At 72.1% G+C, this 21,650-nt stretch carries 17 protein-coding genes; 11 read left to right on the top strand and 6 right to left on the bottom strand.

The window, feature by feature from the left end; all coding sequences use genetic code 11:
* The first annotated feature begins 2 nt into the window (after nt 1–2).
* The 4 genes from CLV71_RS34560 to CLV71_RS34545 are packed head-to-tail and all read left to right on the top strand — an operon-like array spanning nt 3 to nt 4,043.
* Entirely contained in the window at nt 3–869 is an 867-nt protein-coding gene (locus CLV71_RS34560; protein WP_133907099.1) for a RimK family alpha-L-glutamate ligase, read from the top strand.
* A complete protein-coding gene (locus CLV71_RS34555) occupies nt 866–2,224 on the top strand; it encodes a DegT/DnrJ/EryC1/StrS family aminotransferase (RefSeq protein ID WP_133907098.1) in 1,359 nt (452 codons plus the stop codon). Before CLV71_RS34560 ends, CLV71_RS34555 begins: the two co-directional genes overlap by 4 nt.
* Nucleotides 2,221–3,075 carry a transketolase gene (locus tag CLV71_RS34550; protein ID WP_243866986.1) on the top strand — a complete coding sequence of 285 codons (855 nt, stop codon included), beginning with the start codon at nt 2,221–2,223 and terminating at the stop codon, nt 3,073–3,075. Before CLV71_RS34555 ends, CLV71_RS34550 begins: the two co-directional genes overlap by 4 nt.
* Nucleotides 3,072–4,043 carry a transketolase family protein gene (locus tag CLV71_RS34545; RefSeq protein WP_243866984.1) on the top strand — a complete coding sequence of 324 codons (972 nt, stop codon included), beginning with the start codon at nt 3,072–3,074 and terminating at the stop codon, nt 4,041–4,043. The genes CLV71_RS34550 and CLV71_RS34545 overlap by 4 nt, the downstream gene beginning before the upstream one ends.
* Here CLV71_RS34545 and CLV71_RS34540 read toward each other — a convergent pair.
* Nucleotides 4,034–5,290, bottom strand: coding sequence for an MFS transporter (locus CLV71_RS34540; RefSeq protein WP_166664385.1), 1,257 nt, complete (start codon nt 5,288–5,290; stop codon nt 4,034–4,036). The two genes, CLV71_RS34545 and CLV71_RS34540, sit on opposite strands and share 10 nt — an antisense overlap.
* A 139-nt stretch (nt 5,291–5,429) precedes the next feature.
* Between CLV71_RS34540 and CLV71_RS34535 the strand changes: the two genes are divergently transcribed.
* Nucleotides 5,430–6,530 (top strand): glycosyltransferase family 2 protein, encoded by a 1,101-nt coding sequence (locus tag CLV71_RS34535; RefSeq protein WP_133907096.1) that lies wholly within the window; start codon nt 5,430–5,432, stop codon nt 6,528–6,530.
* 129 nt (nt 6,531–6,659) lie between these two features.
* On the opposite strand, the gene CLV71_RS34530 is transcribed toward CLV71_RS34535, so the two are convergent.
* Entirely contained in the window at nt 6,660–7,565 is a 906-nt protein-coding gene (locus CLV71_RS34530; protein WP_133907095.1) for a GNAT family N-acetyltransferase, read from the bottom strand.
* Nucleotides 7,566–7,716: 151 nt separating this feature from the next.
* On the opposite strand from CLV71_RS34530, the gene CLV71_RS34525 reads away from it, so the two are divergent.
* From CLV71_RS34525 to CLV71_RS34510, 4 genes are read left to right on the top strand one after another with little or no spacing between them, the layout of a single operon-like run.
* Complete coding sequence (locus tag CLV71_RS34525; RefSeq protein WP_243866982.1) at nt 7,717–7,902, top strand: lysine biosynthesis protein LysW; 186 nt, start codon at nt 7,717–7,719, stop codon at nt 7,900–7,902.
* 10 nt (nt 7,903–7,912) lie between these two features.
* The gene (locus CLV71_RS34520) at nt 7,913–8,758 is read left to right on the top strand and encodes an amino acid kinase family protein (protein ID WP_133907094.1); all 846 of its coding nucleotides are present in this window, start codon (nt 7,913–7,915) and stop codon (nt 8,756–8,758) included.
* On the top strand, nt 8,755–10,095 hold the full coding sequence (locus tag CLV71_RS34515; RefSeq protein ID WP_133907093.1) for a M20/M25/M40 family metallo-hydrolase: 1,341 nt from the start codon (nt 8,755–8,757) through the stop codon (nt 10,093–10,095). The genes CLV71_RS34520 and CLV71_RS34515 overlap by 4 nt, the downstream gene beginning before the upstream one ends.
* Nucleotides 10,096–10,123: 28 nt before the next feature.
* Entirely contained in the window at nt 10,124–11,365 is a 1,242-nt protein-coding gene (locus tag CLV71_RS34510) for a cysteine desulfurase-like protein (RefSeq protein WP_133907092.1), read from the top strand.
* Here CLV71_RS34510 and CLV71_RS34505 read toward each other — a convergent pair.
* The 4 genes from CLV71_RS34505 to sbnA form a co-directional block, all read right to left on the bottom strand.
* Nucleotides 11,336–13,711 carry a helix-turn-helix transcriptional regulator gene (locus CLV71_RS34505; protein WP_133907091.1) on the bottom strand — a complete coding sequence of 792 codons (2,376 nt, stop codon included), beginning with the start codon at nt 13,709–13,711 and terminating at the stop codon, nt 11,336–11,338. The two genes, CLV71_RS34510 and CLV71_RS34505, sit on opposite strands and share 30 nt — an antisense overlap.
* 281 nt (nt 13,712–13,992) lie before the next feature.
* Complete coding sequence (locus CLV71_RS34500; protein ID WP_133907090.1) at nt 13,993–14,982, bottom strand: ArsR/SmtB family transcription factor; 990 nt, start codon at nt 14,980–14,982, stop codon at nt 13,993–13,995.
* 247 nt (nt 14,983–15,229) lie between these two features.
* Nucleotides 15,230–18,520: a non-ribosomal peptide synthetase gene (locus tag CLV71_RS34495; protein WP_133907089.1), complete on the bottom strand. Its 3,291-nt coding sequence runs from the start codon at nt 18,518–18,520 to the stop codon at nt 15,230–15,232.
* Nucleotides 18,521–18,546: 26 nt separating this feature from the next.
* Entirely contained in the window at nt 18,547–19,524 is a 978-nt protein-coding gene (gene sbnA / locus CLV71_RS34490) for a 2,3-diaminopropionate biosynthesis protein SbnA (RefSeq protein WP_243866980.1), read from the bottom strand.
* Between the two features lie 199 nt (nt 19,525–19,723).
* Here sbnA and CLV71_RS34485 point away from each other — a divergent pair, with 199 nt between their 5' ends.
* Together CLV71_RS34485 and CLV71_RS34480 are read left to right on the top strand one after the other, a co-directional pair.
* Nucleotides 19,724–20,704 carry an ornithine carbamoyltransferase gene (locus CLV71_RS34485; protein WP_133907087.1) on the top strand — a complete coding sequence of 327 codons (981 nt, stop codon included), beginning with the start codon at nt 19,724–19,726 and terminating at the stop codon, nt 20,702–20,704.
* Nucleotides 20,701–21,648 (top strand): TauD/TfdA family dioxygenase, encoded by a 948-nt coding sequence (locus tag CLV71_RS34480; protein ID WP_133907086.1) that lies wholly within the window; start codon nt 20,701–20,703, stop codon nt 21,646–21,648. The genes CLV71_RS34485 and CLV71_RS34480 overlap by 4 nt, the downstream gene beginning before the upstream one ends.
* The last annotated feature ends 2 nt before the right edge of the window (nt 21,649–21,650 follow it).

Below are 21,650 nucleotides of genomic sequence, written 5' to 3'. Positions count from 1 at the left end.
CGATGTCCATTCGGGACGACCGGCCACTGGCCGTGCTCACCTCGATCGTCCGGCTCGAGGAGAAGCTCCTGTGCAAGGAGCTGGAACGCAGGCACGTGCCCTACGAGGTGCTGGACACGCGCCGGACGGTCTTCCGGGGCGGCACGAAGCTCCCCTACGGCGGCGCGATCAGCCGCGAGATCTCCCACACCCGCAACACCTACGCGACGCACCTGCTGGAGCGCGGCGGAGTACGCGTGGTGAACGACGCACGCACGGTGTCGCTGTGCGGGGACAAGCTGCTCACCACGCTCGCGCTGGAGGCGGCGGGCCTGCCGGTGCCGAGGTGGATGGCCACGCTCAGCCCCGAGGGGGCGCTGGACGCGCTCGACGAGTTCGGCTACCCGGCGGTGGTGAAGCCAGTGATCGGCTCGTGGGGCAGGCTCGCCGCCCGCCTCGACGGCCACGACACGGCCGAGACGGTGCTGGAACACCGTGCCGCGCTGAGCAACCCGACCAACCGGATCACCTACGTCCAGGAGTACGTCGACAAGCCCGACCGGGACATCAAGGCGTACGTGTTCGGCGGCGAGGTCGTCGGCGCCATCTACAAGGTCTCCACCGAGTGGCGCACCAACACCAAGCGCGGCGGTGCCCCGCAGGTGTGCCCGCTCGACGACGAGCTGGTCGACCTGCTCACCCGCGCCTCGGCCGTCGCCGGTGACGGGGTGCTGGGCATCGACGTCCTCGAACACCGCGACGGCACCCGCTACGTCAACGAGATCAACCACACGCCGGAGTTCCACGGGGCGATCGAGGTGCTGCCGGTGGACCTCGTCGCCAGGTACGTCGACTTCGTCCTCACCCGGTTACGGGAGGAGGACACATGACGGCGGACAAGCTCGCGTTGTTCGGCGGCACCCGTGCCATACCGCCGCGGCGGGCGAGCCGGGACCTCGTCGGCTGGCCGGTGATCACCGACGCCGAACGCAAGGCCGTGCTCGGTGTCCTCGACAGCGGGCGCTACACGTCGAACAGCACGGGTAACGGCGAGGTGCAGCTGCTGGAGCGTGAGTGGGCCGCCTACGTCGGCACCGCCCACGCCGCGGGCATCGCCAACGGGACGGCCGCACTCGAGATCGCGCTGGCCGCCGCCGGTGTCGAGCCGGGGTCGGAGGTCCTGGTGCCCGCGCTGTCCTTCATCGCCACGGCCGTCGCCCCCGTGCACCGGCTCGTCGTGCCCCGGTTCGTGGACATCGACCCGGACACCTTCACGATGGACCCCGCCGCGGCCAGGGCCGCCGTCGGTCCCCGCACGCGGGCGATCATCGCCGTCCACCTGCACGGGCTCCCGTGTGACATGGCGGGCCTGCGTGCCGTCGCCGACGACCACGGCCTGCTGCTGATCGAGGACGCCGCCCAGGCACACGCCGCGCACTACCGCGGCAGGCGCACCGGCTCGCTGGGCGACATCGCCGCGTTCAGCCTCAACGTGGTCAAGAACCTCCCGACGTGCGGTGAGGGCGGGCTGCTCAACACCGACGACGAGCAGACCCACCGGCGGATCCTGCGCCTGCGCCAGTTCGGCGAGGACCTGGAGGGCAGGCGGGAGCGCGACTACATCTCCCGCGAGCTCGCGGGCAACGCGAAGCTGTCGGCGATGCAGGCGGCGTTCACCCGCTGCCAGCTCGCACGGCTCGACGAGTACCACGCGGCACGCGACCGCAACGTGCGCGCCATGCTCACCAGGCTCGACGCGCTGCCGGGCCTGCGGACGCCCGCGTGTCCGCCGGACCGCACCCACGCGTGGCACATCCTGCGGTTCCGGTTCGACCCTGCGGCGATGGGCATCGACGGCGCGCACCCCGGCGCGGTCCGTGCGGTGCTGCAACGCGCCCTGCGCGCGGAGGGCGTCCCGGTGTCGCCCTACCAGCTGGCGCCCTTGCCGATGCAGCGCGCACTGCGCACCCGCGAGGGCTTCGGCGGCTACCCGTGGCTGCTGGCCGACGACCGGCGCCAGGAGGAGGCGGCGGACTACCCGCACACGGTGGCGGTCCTGGAGGACTCCCTGACGCTGCAACGCCTGCACCTCAACCCGAACGCCGGTCCGGTGCTGCGGGACTGGGCCGGGGCGTTCGAGAAGGTCTGGGAGCACCGCGACGCGGTCGCCACCGCCGCGCGGTCGATGGTCTACACCCCCGCGTGGCACGGGCCGGACTGGACGAGCGCGGAGGTGCCAGGATGACCGGCGCGAAGACGGCCATGACCTCGCTGGTCGCCGACCTCACCGAACGCGCCCACCGCGTCCGGGGCCGGGTGCTGGAGATGGGCGCGTCCTCGGAGGGCACCCACCTCGGCGGCAGCCTGTCCGCCACGGACCTGCTCACCGTCCTGTACGGGGCGGTCCTGCGGGTGCGACCCGAGGAGCCGGACTGGCCGGACCGCGACTGGCTCGTCCTGAGCAAGGGCCACGCGGCCGCCGCGCTGTACGCGGTCCTCGGCGAGTTCGGCTTCATCCCGGCGGACGAGTACCGGACCTACGCACAACCCGGCAGCCGCCTCGCGGGCCATCCGCTGCGGCGCCTCGACGGCGTCGAGTTCCCGACCGGCTCGCTCGGCCACGGCCTGTCCCTCGCCACCGGCGCCGCCATCGCCGCACGCAGGCTGCGCAGGCCGGCCCGCGTGTTCGCGGTCCTCGGCGACGGGGAGCTGCAGGAGGGCTCGGTGTGGGAGGCCGCGATGGCCGCGCCGCACCAGCGGCTCGACAACCTGGTCGCCGTGGTGGACCGCAACGGGTGGCAGATCACGGGCCGGACCGAGGAGACCGTCTCGCTGGAGCCGCTCGCCGACCGCTGGCGCAGCTTCGGCTGGGCGGTCGTCGAGGTCGACGGGCACGACGTCGAGGCGCTGGTCACGACGTTCGCGAGCCTGCCGGACCCGGAGGGCAGGCCGACGGTCGTGCTGGCCGCCACGGTGAAGGGACGGGGCGTGCCCATGCTCGAGGGCCGCAAGAAGTGCCACTACGTGAAGCTGACGCCGCAGATGTACCACCGCGCCAGCGTGGGGATGCGCAACCGCAGGGAGCGCCAGTCGTGACGGACACGATCGAGGACACGACCGAGTGGGCCCGGCGCTACGCCACGCCGAGCCGGGACGTCTGCCGCCAGGCGCTGCTCGAGCTGGCTCGGGAGGACCCGAGGATCATGTGCGTCGACTCCGACGTCGGCGGCCTCGAGGACCTCTTCGGCGACCTGCCCGACCAGTACGTCAACGTGGGTATCGCGGAGGCGAACCTGATCGGCACGGCGGCCGGGATGGCCGCGGCGGGGCTGATCCCGTACGCGCACACGCTGAGCAGCTTCGCCGCGGCGAGGGCGTGCGAGCAGATCAAGATCGACGTCGCGGGCAACGACCTGCCGGTGCGGATCGTCGTCACCCACGGCGGACTGTCCGCCGGACACTACGGTCCGACCCACCACGCCGTGGAGGACCTGGCGATCCTGCGGCTGATGCCGAACCTGACCGTCGTGGTGCCCGCGGACGCCGCGGAGGCCGAGCGGGCGCTGCTGGCCACCCACCGGCTGCCGGGGCCGGTGGTCATCCGGCTCGGCCGTGCCGCCACCCCGCTCGTCTACCGGGGCCCGTACGAGTTCGAGGTGGGCCGCGCGGTGCGGCTCGCCGACGGCGACGACGTCACCCTGGTGGCCACCGGCCCGTATCCCGTGGGCATGGCGGTGCGGGCCGCGGAGCTGCTCGCCGACGCGGGCGTGCACGCCCGCGTCCTGAACATGCACACCGTCAAGCCCCTGGACGTCGCGGCGTTGCGGGAGGCGGCGGCCCGGACGCGGGGCATCGTGACCGTCGAGGACCACCTCGTGGTCGGCGGGCTCGGTGGGGCCGTGTGCGAGGCCGTCGCGGCGGACCCGTGTCCGGTGCGGCGCATCGGCGTGCCGGACCGGTTCAGTGACCGGGTGGGTGGCGAGCTGGACCTGCTCACCGCCGCCGGGATCACGACGGAGGCGGTCGTCCGCGAGGCGATGGCGATCGTGTCGGCTCAGCCCTGACGGGCCGGGACGGGTTCGACCACGGTGCCGAGTGACCGCACCGCGCGATGTGTCAGCGGCACCACCGAGATCGCCAGCACACCCGCCGCGATCCACAGCGTGTCCCGCGCCCCGACCCCGTCGACGAGGTAACCGCTGACGATGGCGGCGATCGGCGTGGTGCTGAGATTCACGAGCTGGTAGCTCGCGTTCATCCTGGCGTGCAACGCTTTCGGCGTGAGGAGCTGCCGCACGGTCACGCTCGTCACGCCCGCGACACCGCCGCCCGCGAGACCGACCACCATGGCGAGCCCGCACAGGACCACCACTGTCGCCGCGGACCCGTGCGCCGACGGCAGCACCCAGAACGCGTTCACCGTGACCCCGATCGTGGCCAGCAGCGTGGTGCCGTGTCCGAGCCGACGGATGAGCGCGGGCGCGACCACGGCACCGAGCACCGCCCCCGCGCCACCGCACAGCATCGCGACACCGAACGCGGCGCTGCCGTAGCCGAGGTCGCGGACGAAGTACACGACGATCGCGACGCTCAGCACCTGCACGCCGCCGTTGAACAACGCCGTGTGGACCGCGATGTTGCGGATCGACGGCGAGCCGAACACCGTCCGCAGGCCCGCACGCACCTCCGCGAGGACCTGCCTGCGTCCGGCGTCCGGTTCGGCGGTCGGCCGGTCCCGGTGGTGCAGGCGCGCCAGCAGTGCGATGCCGACGAGGTAGGTCACGCCGTCGACGGTCAGCGCGAGCGACGGCCCGCCGAGGGCGGTGAGCGCGCTGGCGAGCACGGGACCCGCGGTCAGGCCGACCGCGAGGCCGATGGCGATCCTGCTGTTCGCGGCGGCGAGCCGGTCGGCGTGGACGAGCCGGGGGATGAGCGACACCTTGGCGATGTCGCAGACGATGATGGCCGCGCCGCCGAGCACGGCGACCGTGTAGAGCTGCACGAGCCCCAGCCGGTCCAGCACGTCCGCCACCGGGACGGACAGCACCAGGGCGGCGCACACGAGCTGGCCCGCGATCAGCACGGTGAGCAGCGGCCGCCGTTCGATCCAGACACCCGCCGGGATCGGCACCAGCAGGAACGGGAGCGTGTAGAGCGCCTGCAGGAGCCCGATCTGGCTGCCGGTGACCTCGAGGGTGGCCACCGCGAGGACCGGCAGTGCGAACAGGGTGATCTGCGTACCGACGTGGGAGACGACGTCTCCGGCCCAGAGCAGGCGGAAGTCGTGCTCGTCGACCGCGCGCGGCCTCACCCGGACCGCTTCCAGGTCGGTGTCATCGGTCCAGTCTCGGCGTGGCGGGGCGGCGCGGGCAGCCGGGGGAACTCCCGACAGCACGCCGGGCGCCTCCGCGTGTCAGATTGGCTGGCACGCGGGAGCCGAGGAGGAGACAGTGACCGGACGTCCGTCCACCATGGACACCTCGCCGTTGGTCAGCGTCATCATTCCCTGTTACAACGGCATTCCGTGGGTGGAGCACGCCATCCACAGCATACTGCGCCAGACCTACCCGAACATCGAGGTGATCGTGGTGGACGACGGGTCCACCGACGACAGCCGCGCGGTGATCGAGGCGGAGTTCGGGGACGCCGTGAAGGTCATCGGCATCGCGAACTCGGGTCCCGGCGCGGCGCGGAACGTGGCGCTCGAGTCGGCGAGCGGTGAGTTCGTGCAGTACCTCGACGCCGACAATGTTCTCACCGCGGAGAAGATCGAGCGGTCGATGGACTGCTTCCGCGAGCACCCGGACACCGACATCGTGTTCACCGCCATCCACCTGCCGGAGTCCTACGACTTCGTCGACGAGTCGGAGTTCACGTCGGCGGAGTTCCAGCGGACGGTGGACGGCATGATCGAGTACGCGTACGAGAAACAGTTCCCCGGCACCGGAATGCCCGCGCTGGAGACGTCGCAACCGCTCTACCGCAGCAGGGTGCTGCACGAGAACGGCGCCTTCGACGAGACGCTGGTGGTGCTCGACGACTACGAGCTGGTGTGCAGGCAGATCCTGTGCGGGGCGCGGGTTCGGCACGTGCCGATGGTCGGTGTGATCTACCGGGACCATCCCGGCGAGCGGTGGACCAGCAAGCTGCGCTACGACCAGGAGGTCTACTACCGCTCACTGGTGAAGCTGATCGAGCTGGTGCACGCGCACGGGCAGATGTCCGGCGCCATCAAGGACTTCGCCGTGACCTTCCTCGTCTGGGAGCTGGCGCTGGACTGTGTCCGGGAAGGAAAGCCCCGCAACGCCGAGAGGTACGTGTCGCTCGCGAAGGACATCAGCCCCCAGCTCCCCGGCCCCGTCGCCTTCCGCGCCCTGGCGAGCGCAGTCGGCACGATCCGGGCGCTGGCCGTCTGGCGTGTCGTGCTGGACGTCTACGTCAGGGCCTTCCCGGCCCGGGCCCGCGCCAAGCTCGGCCCCGTAGCGGACTGGGTGCAGCAGGCACACGACCGGGCTCGGGCCAAGCGCCAGGCCGGCACCGAAACGCACTGAAGGACGCCTTCGTGACGCCCCGCGCACTGAAGGACGCCTTCGTAACGCCCAGCGCACTGATGGCGTCCTTCGTATCGCCCAGTGCACTGATGGACGCCTTCGTAACGCCCAGCGTAAGGAAGGCGTCCTTCAGTGCACGGGGTCGCCCGGTACCCGCCACAGTGCGAGCAGCTCCGGGGCCACTGTCCTGGGCATGGTGTACTCGACCACCTCGCGGTAGGGCCGCTCGAACACCAGCACCCGTCCGTCCACTGTGTCCGCCCGCGCGGCGAGCGTGTCGCACACGGCTGCCGAGGACCTCGGCGGGCAGTCCGCCCAGCCGTCACCGCCCAGGAACCTCGCCGTACCGAGCAGGCGGGTCACCCGCTCCTGCTGCCGGGCCACGACCGGGCGCGGGTTCGCGGTGAGCCGATCGGTCACCGCGACGGTCCGGCTCGCCGAACCGAACCAGGTGACCATGAGCCCCCCGTGGTACGGGCACCGCGGCTGGGTGCCCCACGGGTAGGCCAGCGGCGGGGACGGGCGACCGAGGTCCAGCTCCATCACCGCCTCCGACAACGGCTTGTCCGGCGTGCCGAGGTGGCCGGTCGTGCGGTAGCCGAGCTTGCTGTAGAGCGGCGCGATTCCCCGCTCCACCAACGCCCACACGACGAGCCTGCGCACACCTTCGGCCAGTGCGGCCCGCTCGAGCCCGCGCACCAGCAGCCGCCCCAGCCCCGCACCCTGGTCGGTGAGTGCGACCGCCAGCCTGCGGATCTGCCAGACCCTGTCGGGTCGGGGGATCGCACGCACGCAGCCGACCGGCCGGCCGTCCCCGGCATGCGCCATCCACAGCCGTATCCCGGCATCCAGGTCCGCCCTGATCGACGCGGCGGTGTCGTGTGCGCCGTCCGCGTCCGGCAGGCCCGGCAGCATGTCGCCGACGGCGAACGCGCGCCTGGTGAGCACCGCCAGCTCCTCGAGCAGCGCGTGCTCGGACGGCTCGACTTCGGTCAGCTGCCACGTGGTCGCCCGCGCACCGGTGTTGGTCGCCATGGTGGGAAGTATTCGGCGCACGAGGGGTGTCAGGGAGTCGGGAGCCCTCCTGCGTGCCCGGTAGGGATTCTCCTGACTGCAAACGGTTACGCGGCTGGGGAACTCTGCACTCTGGACGCCTTCGCGCCTCTGTCAGCCGAGGAGACCCACCATGCCCCCTGCTACGAGTTCGCTGGCCGCATGCCCCGAGTGCGAGGGCGATGTCAAGATCGACACCGAGACCAGGCAGAACGAGATCGTCGAGTGCCCGGACTGCCGGTGCGAGCTGGAGGTGGTGGGGCTGGAACCCGTCGTCCTCGCGGTCGCGCCGGAAGCCGACGAGGACTGGGGCGAGTAGAGCCACCGAGGTGACGACCGACGGCACGAGCCTGATCGTGGTCAAGAGCGGCGGCACGGCAGGCGTCGACCCGGCCGTTGTCTGTGCCGCCGTGGCACGGGCGGTGGCGGGCGGCTGCCGGGTCGTCCTCGTCCACGGCGGTTCGGCGGAGGCCGCGGCACTCGCAGCCCGGCTCGACATACCGCTGCGGCGGATGGTGGCGCCGGACGGCTCGACCAGCCGCCACACCGACGACGGTGCCATGGAGGCACTGACCCTGGCGTGGTCGGGCCGGGTGAAGCCTGCGCTGGTCACCGCGTTGATCCGCGAGGGGGTCCCGTGCGCCGGGATCACCGGGCTGGACGGCGGACTGCTCCAGGCGAGGCGCAACGGCGCGCAGCGTGCCGTGGTCGGCGGCCGAACCGTCGTCGTCCGCGACGACCGCAGCGGCCGGATCGCCTCGGTCCGCCCCGGGATCCTGCGGGTCCTGCTCGACGAGGGACTGGTGCCCGTGGTCTCGCCGCCCGCGCTCGCCTCCGACGGCACCGTGGTCAACGTGGACGCCGACCGCATCGCCGCGGCCGTCGCGGTCGCACTGGGCGCCACCAGGCTCGTGCTGCTCACCGCCGCGCCCGGGGTCCTGGCCGACCGGCACGACGCGGGCACCGTGCTCGCCACCTACCGCCCCCCGCCGGATGGCCGTGACCCCGCCATCGCGGGCGGCATGGCCGTCAAGCTCGCCGCCGCCCAGGCCGCGCTCGCGGGCGGGGTCGGGGACGTGGTCGTGGCCGACGGCCGCGACCGGGACAGCGCCGCGCGGGCACTGGCCGGCACCGGCGGGACACGGATCCTGCCCACGACAGCGAGGAAACCATGACAGCGGAACCACTGACGAGCGAGATCACGACCACCGACCCGGTCCCGATGCTGCAGGACATGATCCGGTTCGCCAGCGTCAACCCGCCGGGCGGCGAGGGACCGTGCGTGCGGTATGTGGAGGACATCCTGCGGAGCGCAGGCGTCGAGTGCGTGCTGACCGGCGTCGACCCGGAACGGCCGAACCTGGTGGCCAGGCTGCGTGGCCGGGGCGCGGCGCCACCACTGCTGATGCACGCGCACGTCGACGTGGTGCCGGTCGAGGGCCAGGACTGGTCGCACCCGCCGTTCGACGGCGAGCTGCGTGACGGCCACGTGTGGGGTCGAGGCGCGATCGACATGAAGGGTGGCCTGGCGATGATGCTCAGCGCCATCCTGCGGTTCCGCACCGAGGGCATCGAGCCACCGGGAGACGTGGTGCTCGCGGTGTCGCCGGACGAGGAGGCGGGCAGCGCGGTCGGTGCCGCGCACCTGGTGGCCGAGCGCGCCGAGCTGTTCGCCGGCGTCCGGCACGCCATCGGCGAGGACGGCGGCGCGGTGTTCACGTGCGGCGACCGCCGCACCTACCCGATCGTCGTGGCGGAGAAAAGGGCGTGCTGGCAGCGGGTCACGCTGCGTGGCCCCGGTGGCCACGCCTCCCGGCAGGGCCGTTCCGGCACGGCGATGGGCCGGCTGGCCACGCTGCTGACGGCTGTGCACGACCGCAGGATGCCCGCGCACATCACCCCGGCAGTCGACCTGTTGCTGGCCGAACTGGCCGCGAACTCCGACGAGCCGCTGGCCGGGCGGTTCCGGGCGCTGCGCGAGGACCCGGCCGCGACGGTCCCGTTCGACCTGCTGTCCGAACCGGACGCGGTGTTCCTCGACTCCATCCTGCGCAACACCGTCAACGCGACGATCGTGCGCACCAGCGACAAGATCAACGTGCTGCCGAGCACGATCACGGTCGACCTCGACGGACGGATCCTGCCCGGCGACTGGACGGTCGCGGACTACCAGGACGAGCTGCGCGGCCTGATCGGCGACCACGAGTTCGAGGTACTGGTCGAGGGCGAGCGGATGCCCGCACCCCAGCTCGGGTCGTTCTACGAGCTGCTGACCGACGTGCTGCGGGAGGCCGACCCGGCGGGCCTGCCGCTGCCGATGCTGATGACCGCGTCCACGGACGCCCGCCTGTTCGCCTCACTGGGCATCGCCTGCTACGGCTGGCTCCCGCTGCGGGTCCCACCCGGCGCGCGCTACCAGGACACGATGCACGCCGCCGACGAACGCGTCCCGGTCGACGCACTGCGCTTCGGCGCCGACTGCGTCCACCGCATGGTCGAGCGCTACCGGTGACCATCCACAACCGAGAGGACGCCCCCGCATGACGGCCAACGCAACCGACGACCGGACTCCGACGCGGTCCGGGTTCGACCCGACCGCGGTCCGCGCCGGTTTCCCCGCGCTGGACGACGACTGGTCGCAGCTCGACGCGGCGGCCGGTACCCAGGTGCCCCAGACGGTCATCGACGCGGTCGCGGGTGCCTACCGGGCCGGGATGGCGAACGTGAACGGGGTCTTCCCCGCCAGCCACCGGATCGAGTCGATCGTGACCGACGCCAGGCTCGCCGTGGCCGACCTGCTCGGCGGACAGGCCGACGGCGTCGTGTTCGGCCCCAACATGACCACCCTGACCTACCGGATCGCCGCCACGCTCGCCTCGGACTGGCGGGCGGGCGACGAGGTGGTCGTCTGCCGGCTCGACCACGACGCGAACGTGCGGCCGTGGGTCCAGGCCGCCGAGCACGCCGGTGCCACCGTCCGGTGGGCCGAGGTCGACGTGCCCTCCGGCGAGCTGCCCGCCGAGCGGTTCGACGCGCTCGTCAACGAGCGGACGAAGCTCGTCGCCGTCTCCGCGGCCAGCAACGTGCTCGGCACGATGCCCGACCTGCCGGCCATCGCCGACACCGTCCACCGCGCCGGCGCCCTCCTCTACGTCGACGGCGTCCACGCCACCCCGCACCTCCCGATCGACGTCACGGCGCTCGGCGCCGACTTCTTCGCCACCAGCGCCTACAAGTGGTGTGGCCCGCACGTGGGTGCCGTGGTCGCCGACCCGGAACTGCTCGCACGGCTGCGGCCCGACAAGCTCGCCCCAGCACCCGACCGGGTGCCGGACCGGTTCGAGCACGGCACCCCGCCCTTCGCCGACCTGGCAGGCGTCACCGCCGCGGTCGACCACCTCGCCGGGCTCGACCCGACCGCCGGGGGCAGCCGCAGGGACCGGATCCTGGCCTCCATGTCCTCGGTCGAGGCCTACGAGCGCGCGGAGTTCGCCCACCTGCTCGGCGGGCTGTCCTCGATCCCGCACGTCCGCCTCGTCGGGTCCCCGCGCAGGCGCACGCCGACCGCGTTCTTCACCGTCGACGGCATCGCGCCTCGCGACGTCGCACGGAAGCTCGCCGAGGGCAACGTCAACGTCTGGAGCGGGCACGCCTACGCCTGGGAGGTGACCGGCGCGCTCGGCGTCCGCGACTCGGGGGGCGCCGTGCGCGCCGGCCTCGTGCACTACAACGTCCGGGCGGAGGTCGACCGGCTACTGGACGCCGTGGCCGGCATGCGCTGAACGAAGACGGCCCGCGGGGATCGCCCGCTGGCCGATCAGGGTCGCCACCTGGGTCCTGGAGCAGACACACAGCTTCTTGAAGATCCTGGCCAGGTATGTCTCCACCGTCTTGTGGGAGAGCGTCAGCGCGCGGGCGATCTGCTGGTTGGTGCGGCCCTTGCTGACCAGCACCGCGATCTCCAGCTCGCGCTCGCTCAACCGGTCGAGCTGGGGCTCGGCCGCCGCCTCGCTGTCGGCCGGGCTCCGGCTCTCCGGGACCGACGGCTGGTCCTCGGCCTCGGGTAACCCGCCCGTCGCCAGCTGGACCTGGAGGTTGCGTGCGACGTCCAGCAGGAAGGAGCTCTCGATGAGCAGTGCGGCCTGCACGGCGTCGTTCGCGTGCGCCGAGGCGGCGGCGGTGTCGCCGCGCCGGGCCGCCAGCGCGGCCAGCTCGAGCGCGATCGGCGGGACGAGCCCGGTGAGCAACCGGTCCCGCGCGATCTCCAGGCCGTGCTGCAGGTGTGCCCGCGCCTCGTCGAGCAGGCCGTGCGTGACCTCGACGCGGGCGACCCAGAGCAGCGTGTGGGGCAGCCGGATGACCTCGGTGGTGGTGAGCTCGTCGGCCAGCCTGCCGACCGCGCGGACGTCGACGGTGGTCCGCGCCTGCCCGGCGTCCGCGACGCTGAGCAGCGCGACCAGGTAGGCGTGGAGCGCGGTGTCGGTGCCCCCGGCCCGCGCGGCCTCGCGGACCGCGGCGAGGTCGGCCTGGTCCAGCTCGGCGTTGCGCTCCAGTGCGATGGCGGTCAGCTCGACGTGCAGCAGCAGCCTGGCGTAGGTGTCCTCGGCGGGCATCGACCGAAGGGCGTGGCGGAGCAGTGCCGCCGCGTGGTCGTGCCTGCCGAGCAGCCGCGCCGCGGCGCCACGCCAGCACGCCAGGTCGGCGCGGTGCTTCGCGTCGTCAAGGTGCCGCTCGTCCACCAGGTCCAGCGTGGTCGCCGCGGCCTGGACGGGACCGGCGAGCGTCAGGCTCTTGCCGAGCAACAGGTGCTGGCGCGCCACGGTCCCGCTGTCCAGCGACACCGAGCCGATGGTGGCCCGGACCCAGGACGCGGCCCGCGTCGGCCGGTCCCACAGCACCGACTCGGCGGCGTCCAGCACCGCCTCGACACTGGGCGCGTCGCGGATGTCGTCGCTGCCGAGCAGGTGGTGGGCCACCTCGACCGGCGGCGCGGACCGGGACCGCAACCACGCCGCCGCGCGCCGGTGTGCGCCGATGCGCCACCCGGTGCTCGCCGACCGGTAGGCGGCCGTGCGCAGCAGCGGGTCGCGGAACCGGAACGTGTGGGAGCCCTCGTCGATCCGCAGGACGTCGACGGCGGTGACCTCGTCGAGGGCGTGCCAGATCTCGGTCTCGGTGAGCTCGGCGATCGCCTTGATCAGGTCGGCGTCGGCGGGCTCGGCGTGCACCGCCGCGGCACGCGCGGCGAGCCAGCCGAGCCGCGACAGCGTCCGGAAGTCGCGGAAGCACGCGGTCAGCGTCTCGTGGGGGAGGTGGTGCAACGAGTCCTCCGGGCTGCCGGGCAGCATGCTGACCGACCCGATCGCCCGCACGACCCCGGGGTTGCCGCCGCCCTGACGCAGCAGCGACTGCCTGCGCAGGTCGCTGAGGTCGGGAGGCAGCAGCGCGGCGGCGTCCTCGTCGGCGAGCGGGGTCAGCTCGATCTCGACGTGCGGGTAACCCTCCCGCAGCTGCGCCAACGCGCTCAGCACCCGCATGTCCACCTGCCTGCGCCGGTAGGCGAGCGCGAGGACGAACCGCCCGGCCGGGGGCTGGCGCACCAGACGCGACAGCAGGTCGAGCGACCCGCCGTCGACGAACTGCAGGTCGTCGACCACCAGCAGCAGGCCCTCGGGGGAGGCGAGGGCGCACAGCAGGGCGTGGATGGCGTCGGTCGCGTCGCCGTCGGGCGCGGTCCCGTTCTGCGGCCACAGGTCCGCGAGGCTGGGAAAGATCCCGGCGAGGCACTGGCGGTGCTCGTCCGGCACGCCGGTCAGGTCCGGACCGGTAGCCATGAGCCCGTCGAAGGCGTCGGCGAGGACACCGTAGGGGATGCCGCCGGGTGGCGAACAGGACCCGGCGTCGGCCGAGCCTTCCAGGACCGTCCAGCCGCGGTGCCTCGCCATCTCGGCCAGGTCGGTCAGCAGCCGGGTCTTGCCGATCCAGGGGTCTCCGCTGACCTGGACCACCTGGACGCTGGTGGTCGCGGCGTCGACGACCGAGGCCAGCCGGGCGAGTTCCCCGGCCCGGCCCGCCGACCCGTCCGACCGGAGCCGTCCCTCGCCGGGACTGCGGTTCTGTGCATTCATCTCAGGCCCCCTTGACTAGAGTTTCCCGTTGCGCGACAACGCTTTTCTGCTAGTGAGCCTTCGTGTCGAGCACGTCCGCCGGTGAGTCCCGCGGGTGCCGTCCGATGATGTCGCCAGCACATCTCCCTTCCGTGGCTTGGTGGTGGTCGCATGTGGCCGTCCCCGCTCGACGGGGAGGTCGGGGCGTTCCGAAATGGTCACCCACACCGTTTGATCACAACCCCAGCGTGATCGGGACCGGTGGTGCGGGCAACGCCTTTTCCCGTGGCGGAAAACGTGCGTCAACGCAAGACGTCCGCGCCGACGAGCAGTTGTTCGCCGAGGTGGGTGAGATGGTGTAGAACGGAACGGCCCTGCCGCCGGGCCGTGGCGAGCCCCGCCTCCCGCAGTACCGCGGCCTGCTTGCTGGCGTTGCCGACGGACATGCCGAGGCGTTCGGCCAAAGTGGTCGTCGTGCACGGTGTGACAAGGGCCGCAAGGCATTCCGCCCGCGTCTGTCCGAGCAGGGCGACCAGTCGCCTCGGCACCTGCGCGCCCTCGGCCTGGATGCGGGCCGCGGTCGGGTAGACCAGGATCGGAGGGAGATCCGGATCGATGAGACTCACAGGGGATGCACAGAAATAGCTCGGCACAAGGGTCAGTCCCCGTCCCGCCAGGTGGACAGTGCGGGTACGCGGATAGCGAATGTTGAGCACCTGGCCGTCCCAGCCCTCGACGCCGGGAATCCCGGCGAGCAGGGCCTCGACGCCGTGGTGTCCCAGCACCTGGGTTCGCGCGGTCCGGTCGGCGGAGACGGACCCACGTACCGCGTCCCACTGCGGCGCGACCAGGTGTTCGTAGGCGGCGTGCACGGAATCCACAACGGAGCTGATCTCGCCTCGGTTGCCCTCGGCCAGCTCACGCAGCCAGACCGGGGGACGGGTGGCGTCGGGGAACGCGGTGGTGAGGTCGGTTCGCAGCCGTCCGCGTCCGGTGCCCGCGATGGCCTCGCACGCCGCGCCGATGTCCGCGAACGAGGGTGCCGGGGTGAGGAAGTCGGGAAACAGCCCGGGGTAGGGCACCAGCGTGAACAGGGTCTTCTGCCAGTGCTGGTGGGACTTCCCGCTGCGCAGCCGTACCCGGGTCTGTCGCTGCCACCGGGACAGCTGGACGCCGATCCTCGGGTCGCGCAACCGGTTGAGGCCGAGCACCAGCTCCCACATCACGTCCGGCCTGGACGCGAGCCGTACGCGCTGAAGGTCTTCCCAGTCGAACGCTAGCCGCAAACTCATACCGTCCCCATCATCGCCGACCGGGAAGGAACGTGAAGAGGTGTGACGAATTGGCTCTGCATGTCACATCATACCCATGACCGGACCACTAAACCACCTTGACCGGTCGGGCCGGACTGTCGAGGGACATCCTGCCCGGCAAGGAAACGGCCGTGCGGGAGGGGTCACCTGGGCGAAGCCATCGTCCACCTCGGACCGAAAAATCGGCATATCCGGTTCGTGTCGGGAGCGGCGTGTCGGGAGCGTGTCATCCCGGTACGTGGCGGCGGCGCGCGGCCCTGGTGATCGGCACCGCCGTCGGTTCGTCCCGGCGAACCGTGTCGAGCTGCGCCGCCACGCCCGCGACGGTCGGGTCGCCGAACAGCCCCTCCAGCGACAGCACCACCCCGAACGCGGCCTGGATCCTGGCGACCAGCTTGGCCGCGAGCAGCGAGTGCCCGCCGACGTCGAAGAAGTTGTCCTCGACCCCGACCTGCTCCACGTCGAGCACCCCGAGCCAGATGTCCATGACGCGGCGCTCGGTCGGTGTGCGGGGGGCGGTGGCCGGGCGGGCGAGGTCCCCGACCGGGGTCGCCGAGGGCAGCGCGGACCGGTCGAGCTTCCCGTTCGGGCCGACCGGCCACTCCGCGAGGAGCACGAACGCCGCCGGGACCATGTGCTCGGGCAGGTGCTCGCGGGCGTGCGCCCGGACCTCCTCGACGAGCGAGGCCGCCACCCGGTCGTGCGGGAGCAGGTAGGCGGTGAGGCGTGTGTCGCCGTCCTGGTCCCGGTCCACGGTCACCACGGCCCCCCGCACGGCCGGATGACGTGCCAGTACCGCCTCGGTCTCGGCGGGCTCGATCCGCTGGCCGCGGATCTTGACCTGGTCGTCGAGCCGCCCGAGGAAGGCCAGCGCGCCGTCGGCGAGCCACCGCACCCGGTCGCCGGTCCGGTAGAGGCGCCTGCCCGGCGTGAACGGGTCGGGGACGAACCGCGCCGCGGTGAGGCCGGGGCGCCGGTGGTAGCCGAGGGCGACGGCGACACCGCCGACGTACAGCTCTCCGGCGACCCCCACGGGGACGGGAGCCAGCTCCGGGTCGAGGACGTAGAGCCGGGATCCCGTCACCGGCCTGCCGAGCGGCACGACACGCGTGTGGTCCGCGAGCCCGGCGGGATCGGCGGGGAAGGTCGTGACGTCGATGGTCGCCTCGGTCGGCCCGTACAGGTTGTGCAGCTGGGTGCCCGGCAGCACGGCCCGGCACTGTTCGGCCAGGTCCCTGGTGAGGCTCTCGCCCCCGGACAGGACTCGGCGAAGCGACTGCCTGCAGCCCGCCGCCGCGGGGTCGGCCAGGAACACCCGCAGCATGGACGGCACGAAGTTGCAGGTGGTGACGTGCTCGTCCCGGATGAGCGCGGCCAGTCCCGCCGGGTCGCGTTCCACCCCGGGCCGCGCCACGACGACCCGGGCGCCGCACGTCAGCGGCCACGCCCACTCGCCCGTGGTGACGTCGAAGCCGATCGATCCCTTGAACAACGCGGTGTCGTCCGTGCCGAGCGGGAAGGTCGCCTGGCGCCAGCGCAACAGGTTCGTGAGCGCGTGGTGGTCGACGCTCACCCCCTTGGGCAGCCCGGTCGAGCCGGACGTGTACACGACGTAGGCGCAGTCGCCCGGCCGGGTCGCGACCGGCGGCCGGTCACTCGACTGCGTCGCCAGCTGGGCTGTCACGTCGTCGAGGAGCACGACGGGTGCCGTCTGGTCCGGCGGCAGGTCCGAGCCCGCCAGCACGACGGTCGGGTCGCTGTCCCCGACCATGAACGCGAGCCGGGCCTGCGGGTAGTCCGGGTCGAGCGGCACGAACGCCGCACCCGCCTTGAGCACGCCGAGCAGCAGCGCCACCAGCTCGGCGGAGCGCGGCAGGCAGACCGCGACCCGCTGCTCGGGGCCGATCCCTCGGCCACGCAGGAAGTGCGCGAACCGGTTCGCGCGTTCGTCGAGCTGGCGGTAGGTGAGCCGGACCGGGCCGTCCACGACGGCGACCCTGTCCGGTGCCTCGTCCACACAGCGCTCGAACAGCTCGTGCAGGCACGTGGGTGCCGGCGCGGGCACCCCGGCCCCGCTGAGGTCGTGGACCACCCGGTCGTACTCGGCGGGTCCCATCAGGCTCGACAGCGTGACCGGCCGGTCCGGCTCGCGCACCGCGGCGCCCAGCACGGTCACGAAGCTGTCGGCGAGGCGGCGAACCGAGTCGGCGGAGTACACCTCGGAGGAGTACTCGAGGACACCGGTCAGCGCGCCGGTCCGGTCGGGGCAGAGTTCCAGCCGCAGCTCGAACTTGGCCGTCGCGGTGCGCACCGGCGTGACCTCCATGCGCAGGTCCGGCAGGTCCACCGAGGGGTTCGGGTCGGCCAGCACGAGCGTGTGCCGCAGCAGCGGGGTGTGCGCGGTCCGCTCGCGTTCCGGGCGCAGCCGTTCCACGACCTGGTCGAAGGGCGCGTCCTGGTTGTCGTAGTCGGCGAGGCAGCCGTCGCGGACCTGGCGGACCAGCTCCCGGAAGCCCGGCCTGCCGGACAGGTCGACCCGCAGCGGCAGCGTGTTGACGAAGCAGCCGATCATCTGCTCGGTCTCGACCCTGGTGCGGTTGGCCGTCGACGCCGCGACCACCACGTCCGCCTGGCCGCTCCACCTGCCCAGCAGCGTCACGAAGCCGGCGAGCAGCACGGTGTAGGGGGTCGCCCGCTCGGCGGCGCCCAGCTCGTGCAGCCTGCGCACCAGGTCCGCCGGCACGGTGACGGGCAGGGACTCGCCCGCGAACGACGCCAGTGCGTGGCGGGGCACGTCGGTCGGCAGGTCGACCGGCGCCAGGCCGCGCAGCCGCTGCTCCCAGTACCGCAGCTGCGGCTCGACCTGCCGGGTGTGCTCCCAGACGGCGAAGTCGGCGTACTGCAACCCCGGTTCCGGCAGTGCCGCGGCCCGGCCGGTGCGCAAAGCGCCGTAGAGGACGGCCAGCTCACGCACCAGCAGTGTGAGCGACCAGCCGTCGGCCGCGATGTGGTGCAGGCACACGACGAGCACGTGGTCGTCGGGCCCGGTCCTCAGCAGCACGGTCCGCAGCATGAGGTCGGTGGTCAGGTCGAACGGACGGCGTGCCTCCCGCGCGGTCCGCGTGGCGACGGCGGCGTCACGTCCGGGCCGCGCCGAGAAGTCGTGGTAGGGCAGCGGAACCGGGCCGGCGGGCCGGACCCGCGCCCACGGCTCGTCCTCGTCCTGGTGGAACGTGGTCCGGAGGATCTCGTGCCTGCGGACGATCTCGTCGAGCGAGCGCTGGAGGGCCGCACGGTCCAGGCTGCCGTGCAGGTGGGCGGCGCCGACCACGTTGTACAGCGGCGAGCCCGGCTGGACCTGGTCAAGGAACCACAGCCGTCGCTGGGCCGCGGACAGCGGAAGGTGGCCCCGGTCCGCCTCCGACGCGGGGATGCGGGACGGCCGCCCGTCGTCGGACTCTCCCAGCAGGTGCCCCAGCAACCTGTGCTGGTCAGCGGAAAGCGGTCCGATCCTCATCAGCGCGCGGTCCTCTCGTCCATCCGCTAGACCATCTCCAGTGCGGTGCGTGGGTCGGTCCACAACGACGCGACGTCGCCGAAGTGCTCGGCCACCCAGCTGTCGGAGTAGATCGTGTCGAGGTAGCGGTCGCCGCCGTCGGGGAAGATCGCGACGCACGTCGCTCCCGGCGCGATCCGGTCACGCATGGCCGCCATCGCGGCGACGGTCGCCCCGGACGACCCGCCGACCAGCATCGCCTCCTGTTCCATCAGGCGACGGCACGCCACGACGCAGTCGAGGTCCGACACGTGTACCACCTCGTCGACCGTGTCCTGTTCCAGCAGCGGCGGCCGGAAGGCGGAGCCGTAGCCGGGTATGAGCCGGTTCCCGGCTTTCCTGTCCTGTCCGAAGATCTGGCTGCCCGCGGCGTCCACGGCGACCACGACCGTCGGCAACCCGTGCCTGCGCACGTAGTCCGAGCAACCCCGTACCGTCCCGCAGGAACTGGTGGCGCAGAACAGGTAGTCGACGCGGCCGTCGAGGGCCGTGCTGATCTCGCGCATCGTCTGTTCCTGGGCCTGCGCGTTCAACGGGTTCGCGTACTGGTTGGGCCAGTAGGCGTTCGGCGTGTTCTCCACCAGCTCGCGGACCCGGCGAAGCCGGGCGGGCAGGTACGCCCCGGTCTCCGGGTCCTTCTCGGTCACGATCTCGATGGAGGCCCGGTAGGCGCGGAGGATGGCCACGTTGTGCTCGGTCGTCCTGGCGTCGACGACACAGACGAACCGCAGTCCGAAGTACCTGCACACCTGGGCGAGCCCGATGGCGAGGTTGCCGGAGCTGGACTCGACCACGACCGAGACCCCCGGTCGCAGCTCGCCTCGGCGGATCTTGTCGAGCAGCATGTTCAGCGCGGCCCGGTCCTTCGCGCTGCCACCGGGATTGAGCATCTCCAGCTTCGCGAGGACCCGCGCGCCGGGGACGGGCGCCAGGCTCGCCAGGTCGACCAGGGGAGTGTTTCCCACCGCCGACAGGATGCCACCCGCGACAGAACCGGTGGACCGATGGGAAACCGCCATGTACCTCTCCGTCTCGCCGGCTTGCTTGCACTGGAGGCACCACGTGACACCCAACGGTAACGCCGAGGCCGACGCGAACCAGACCGGAGATCCCCCTACAGGCACGGCATTGACAGCCCGTGACCTGGCCCAAAAGACTGTCCGCATGACCGACCGGCCACCGGGCGCCGCGGGGAACGACAACCGCGTGCGGCACCTGATCTCGATCAGCGACCTCACGGACGCGGACCTCCGGTCCATTGTGGTCAGGGGGGCCGAGCTGTCGGCCGGGCGGACCGAGCGGCGGCGTTCACTGGCGGACCGGGTCGTCGGCATCTACTTCCGCAGGACCTCCACCCGTACCAGGACCGCGTTCTCCTCTGGCGCGCTGCGCCTCGGTGCCGACGTCGTCACCTTCGGCCCCGACGACCTGCAGACCAACACCGGCGAGACGTCACACGACACCGGCCGGGTGTTCTCGAGGATGCTGGACACGGTCGTGGCGAGAACCGCGGACGACGAGGCGGAACTGCGGGACTGGGCCGCGCAGGACCGCATGGCGGTGGTCAACGCGATGACCCGCGACGAGCACCCCACGCAGGCCCTCGCCGATCTCACCACGTTGTGGCGCCGGTTCGGCCGCATAGCCGGACTGCGGGTGCTCTACGTCGGGGAGGGCAACAACACGGCCGCCGCGCTCGCACTCGCACTCAGCCGCTACGAGGGCGTGCACGTCGAGTTCCGCACCCCGCCCGGCTACGGGCTCTCCGACACCGTCCGCGCCCGGGCCGGGCGCGCTGGCGCCCCGGTGGTCGAGCACCACCACCTGTCGGACCTGCCGCCGGACTTCGACGTCATCTACACCACCCGGTGGCAGACAACGGGAACGACCAAGGACCGCGCGGACTGGCGTGCGGTCTTCGCGCCGTTCCGGGTGACCGAGGCGCTCTGGCGGTACAGCCCGAACGCGATCTTCATGCACGACCTGCCCGCCCACCGGGGGGACGAGGTCACGGCGGAGGTTCTCGACGGCGACAGGAGCATCGTGTTCGAACAGGCCGAGAACAAGATGCACAGCGCGATGGCCGTACTGGAATGGTGCAACGGAACAACACCAGAGGACCGGACGGGGGCGGGAGCACGATGACCGACGTCGCACCCGAACTCCCGTACGTCATGACGGCCGGCTCATTCGACGAGCCGGTCACCGAAGTCGCGGAGACAGGCCGTTCCCTGCTGCGCGAACGCCTTTCCCGTCACGGCGCCGTGCTCCTGCGCGGCTACCGGGTGTCCGGAGTGGACGGTTTCGGTCGCTTCGCCACCACCTTCTCGGGGAGTCCGCTGATCGAGTACTCGGAACGGTCGTCCCCGCGCACCTCCCTGTCCGGCGCGGTGTACACGTCGACCGACTACCCACCGGACCAGACGATCTTCCTGCACAACGAGAACTCCTACCAGTCCTCGTGGCCGAGGCTGCTGTACTTCCACTGTGTACAGCCACCCGAGACCGAGGGTGCCACCCCGCTCGCCGACATCCGCCGGATCCACGACTCGATCCACCCCGACGTCCGCGAGGAGTTCGAGCGCAGGGGCTGGTCGGTCGTGCGCAACTTCCACCCGGGGTTCGGCGCCTCGTGGGAGTACGCGTTCGGCACGGACGACGAGTCGGTGGTCGCGGACTACTGCCGGGACCACCGACTCGACCACACCTGGACGGGTAAGGGACGGCTGCGGACCACGGCGGTCCGGACGGCCGTCCACACGCACCCGGACACCGGCGAGCGCGTGTGGTTCAACCACATCGTGTTCTTCCACCACACCACCCTGCCCGAGGAGGTCCGGGAGGGCATCCAGGCGATCTTCGCGGTCGAGGACCTGCCCACCAACACCTACTTCGGTGACGGCGGCGTCATCCCGGACGAGACGGTCGCGCACCTGAGGGACTGCTACGACAAGCACCGCGTGCGCTTCGACTGGCAGGCGGGCGACGTCCTGGTGGTGGACAACATGCTGGCGTGCCACGGCCGTGAGCCGTTCACCGGCGCCCGCAGGATCGCCGTGGCCATGACGAACCCCCACACCCCGGACTGAGG

It is taken from the genome of Actinophytocola oryzae (genome assembly GCF_004364325.1).
GTDB lineage: Bacteria > Actinomycetota > Actinomycetes > Mycobacteriales > Pseudonocardiaceae > Actinophytocola > Actinophytocola oryzae.
This window is presented reverse-complemented; position numbering and strand designations above follow the sequence as displayed.

What these genes read in the sequence shown, in the direction of transcription:
- CLV71_RS34560 (WP_133907099.1), top strand. Translation starts at nt 3, where the DNA reads ATGTCCATTCGGGACGACCGGCCACTGGCCGTGCTCACCTCGATCGTC.
- CLV71_RS34555 (WP_133907098.1), top strand. Translation starts at nt 866, where the DNA reads ATGACGGCGGACAAGCTCGCGTTGTTCGGCGGCACCCGTGCCATACCG.
- CLV71_RS34550 (WP_243866986.1), top strand. Translation starts at nt 2,221, where the DNA reads ATGACCGGCGCGAAGACGGCCATGACCTCGCTGGTCGCCGACCTCACC.
- CLV71_RS34530 (WP_133907095.1), bottom strand. Translation starts at nt 7,565, where the DNA reads ATGGCGACCAACACCGGTGCGCGGGCGACCACGTGGCAGCTGACCGAA.
- CLV71_RS34525 (WP_243866982.1), top strand. Translation starts at nt 7,717, where the DNA reads ATGCCCCCTGCTACGAGTTCGCTGGCCGCATGCCCCGAGTGCGAGGGC.
- CLV71_RS34515 (WP_133907093.1), top strand. Translation starts at nt 8,755, where the DNA reads ATGACAGCGGAACCACTGACGAGCGAGATCACGACCACCGACCCGGTC.
- CLV71_RS34510 (WP_133907092.1), top strand. Translation starts at nt 10,124, where the DNA reads ATGACGGCCAACGCAACCGACGACCGGACTCCGACGCGGTCCGGGTTC.
- CLV71_RS34505 (WP_133907091.1), bottom strand. Translation starts at nt 13,711, where the DNA reads ATGAATGCACAGAACCGCAGTCCCGGCGAGGGACGGCTCCGGTCGGAC.
- CLV71_RS34500 (WP_133907090.1), bottom strand. Translation starts at nt 14,982, where the DNA reads ATGAGTTTGCGGCTAGCGTTCGACTGGGAAGACCTTCAGCGCGTACGG.
- CLV71_RS34495 (WP_133907089.1), bottom strand. Translation starts at nt 18,520, where the DNA reads ATGAGGATCGGACCGCTTTCCGCTGACCAGCACAGGTTGCTGGGGCAC.
- CLV71_RS34485 (WP_133907087.1), top strand. Translation starts at nt 19,724, where the DNA reads ATGACCGACCGGCCACCGGGCGCCGCGGGGAACGACAACCGCGTGCGG.
- CLV71_RS34480 (WP_133907086.1), top strand. Translation starts at nt 20,701, where the DNA reads ATGACCGACGTCGCACCCGAACTCCCGTACGTCATGACGGCCGGCTCA.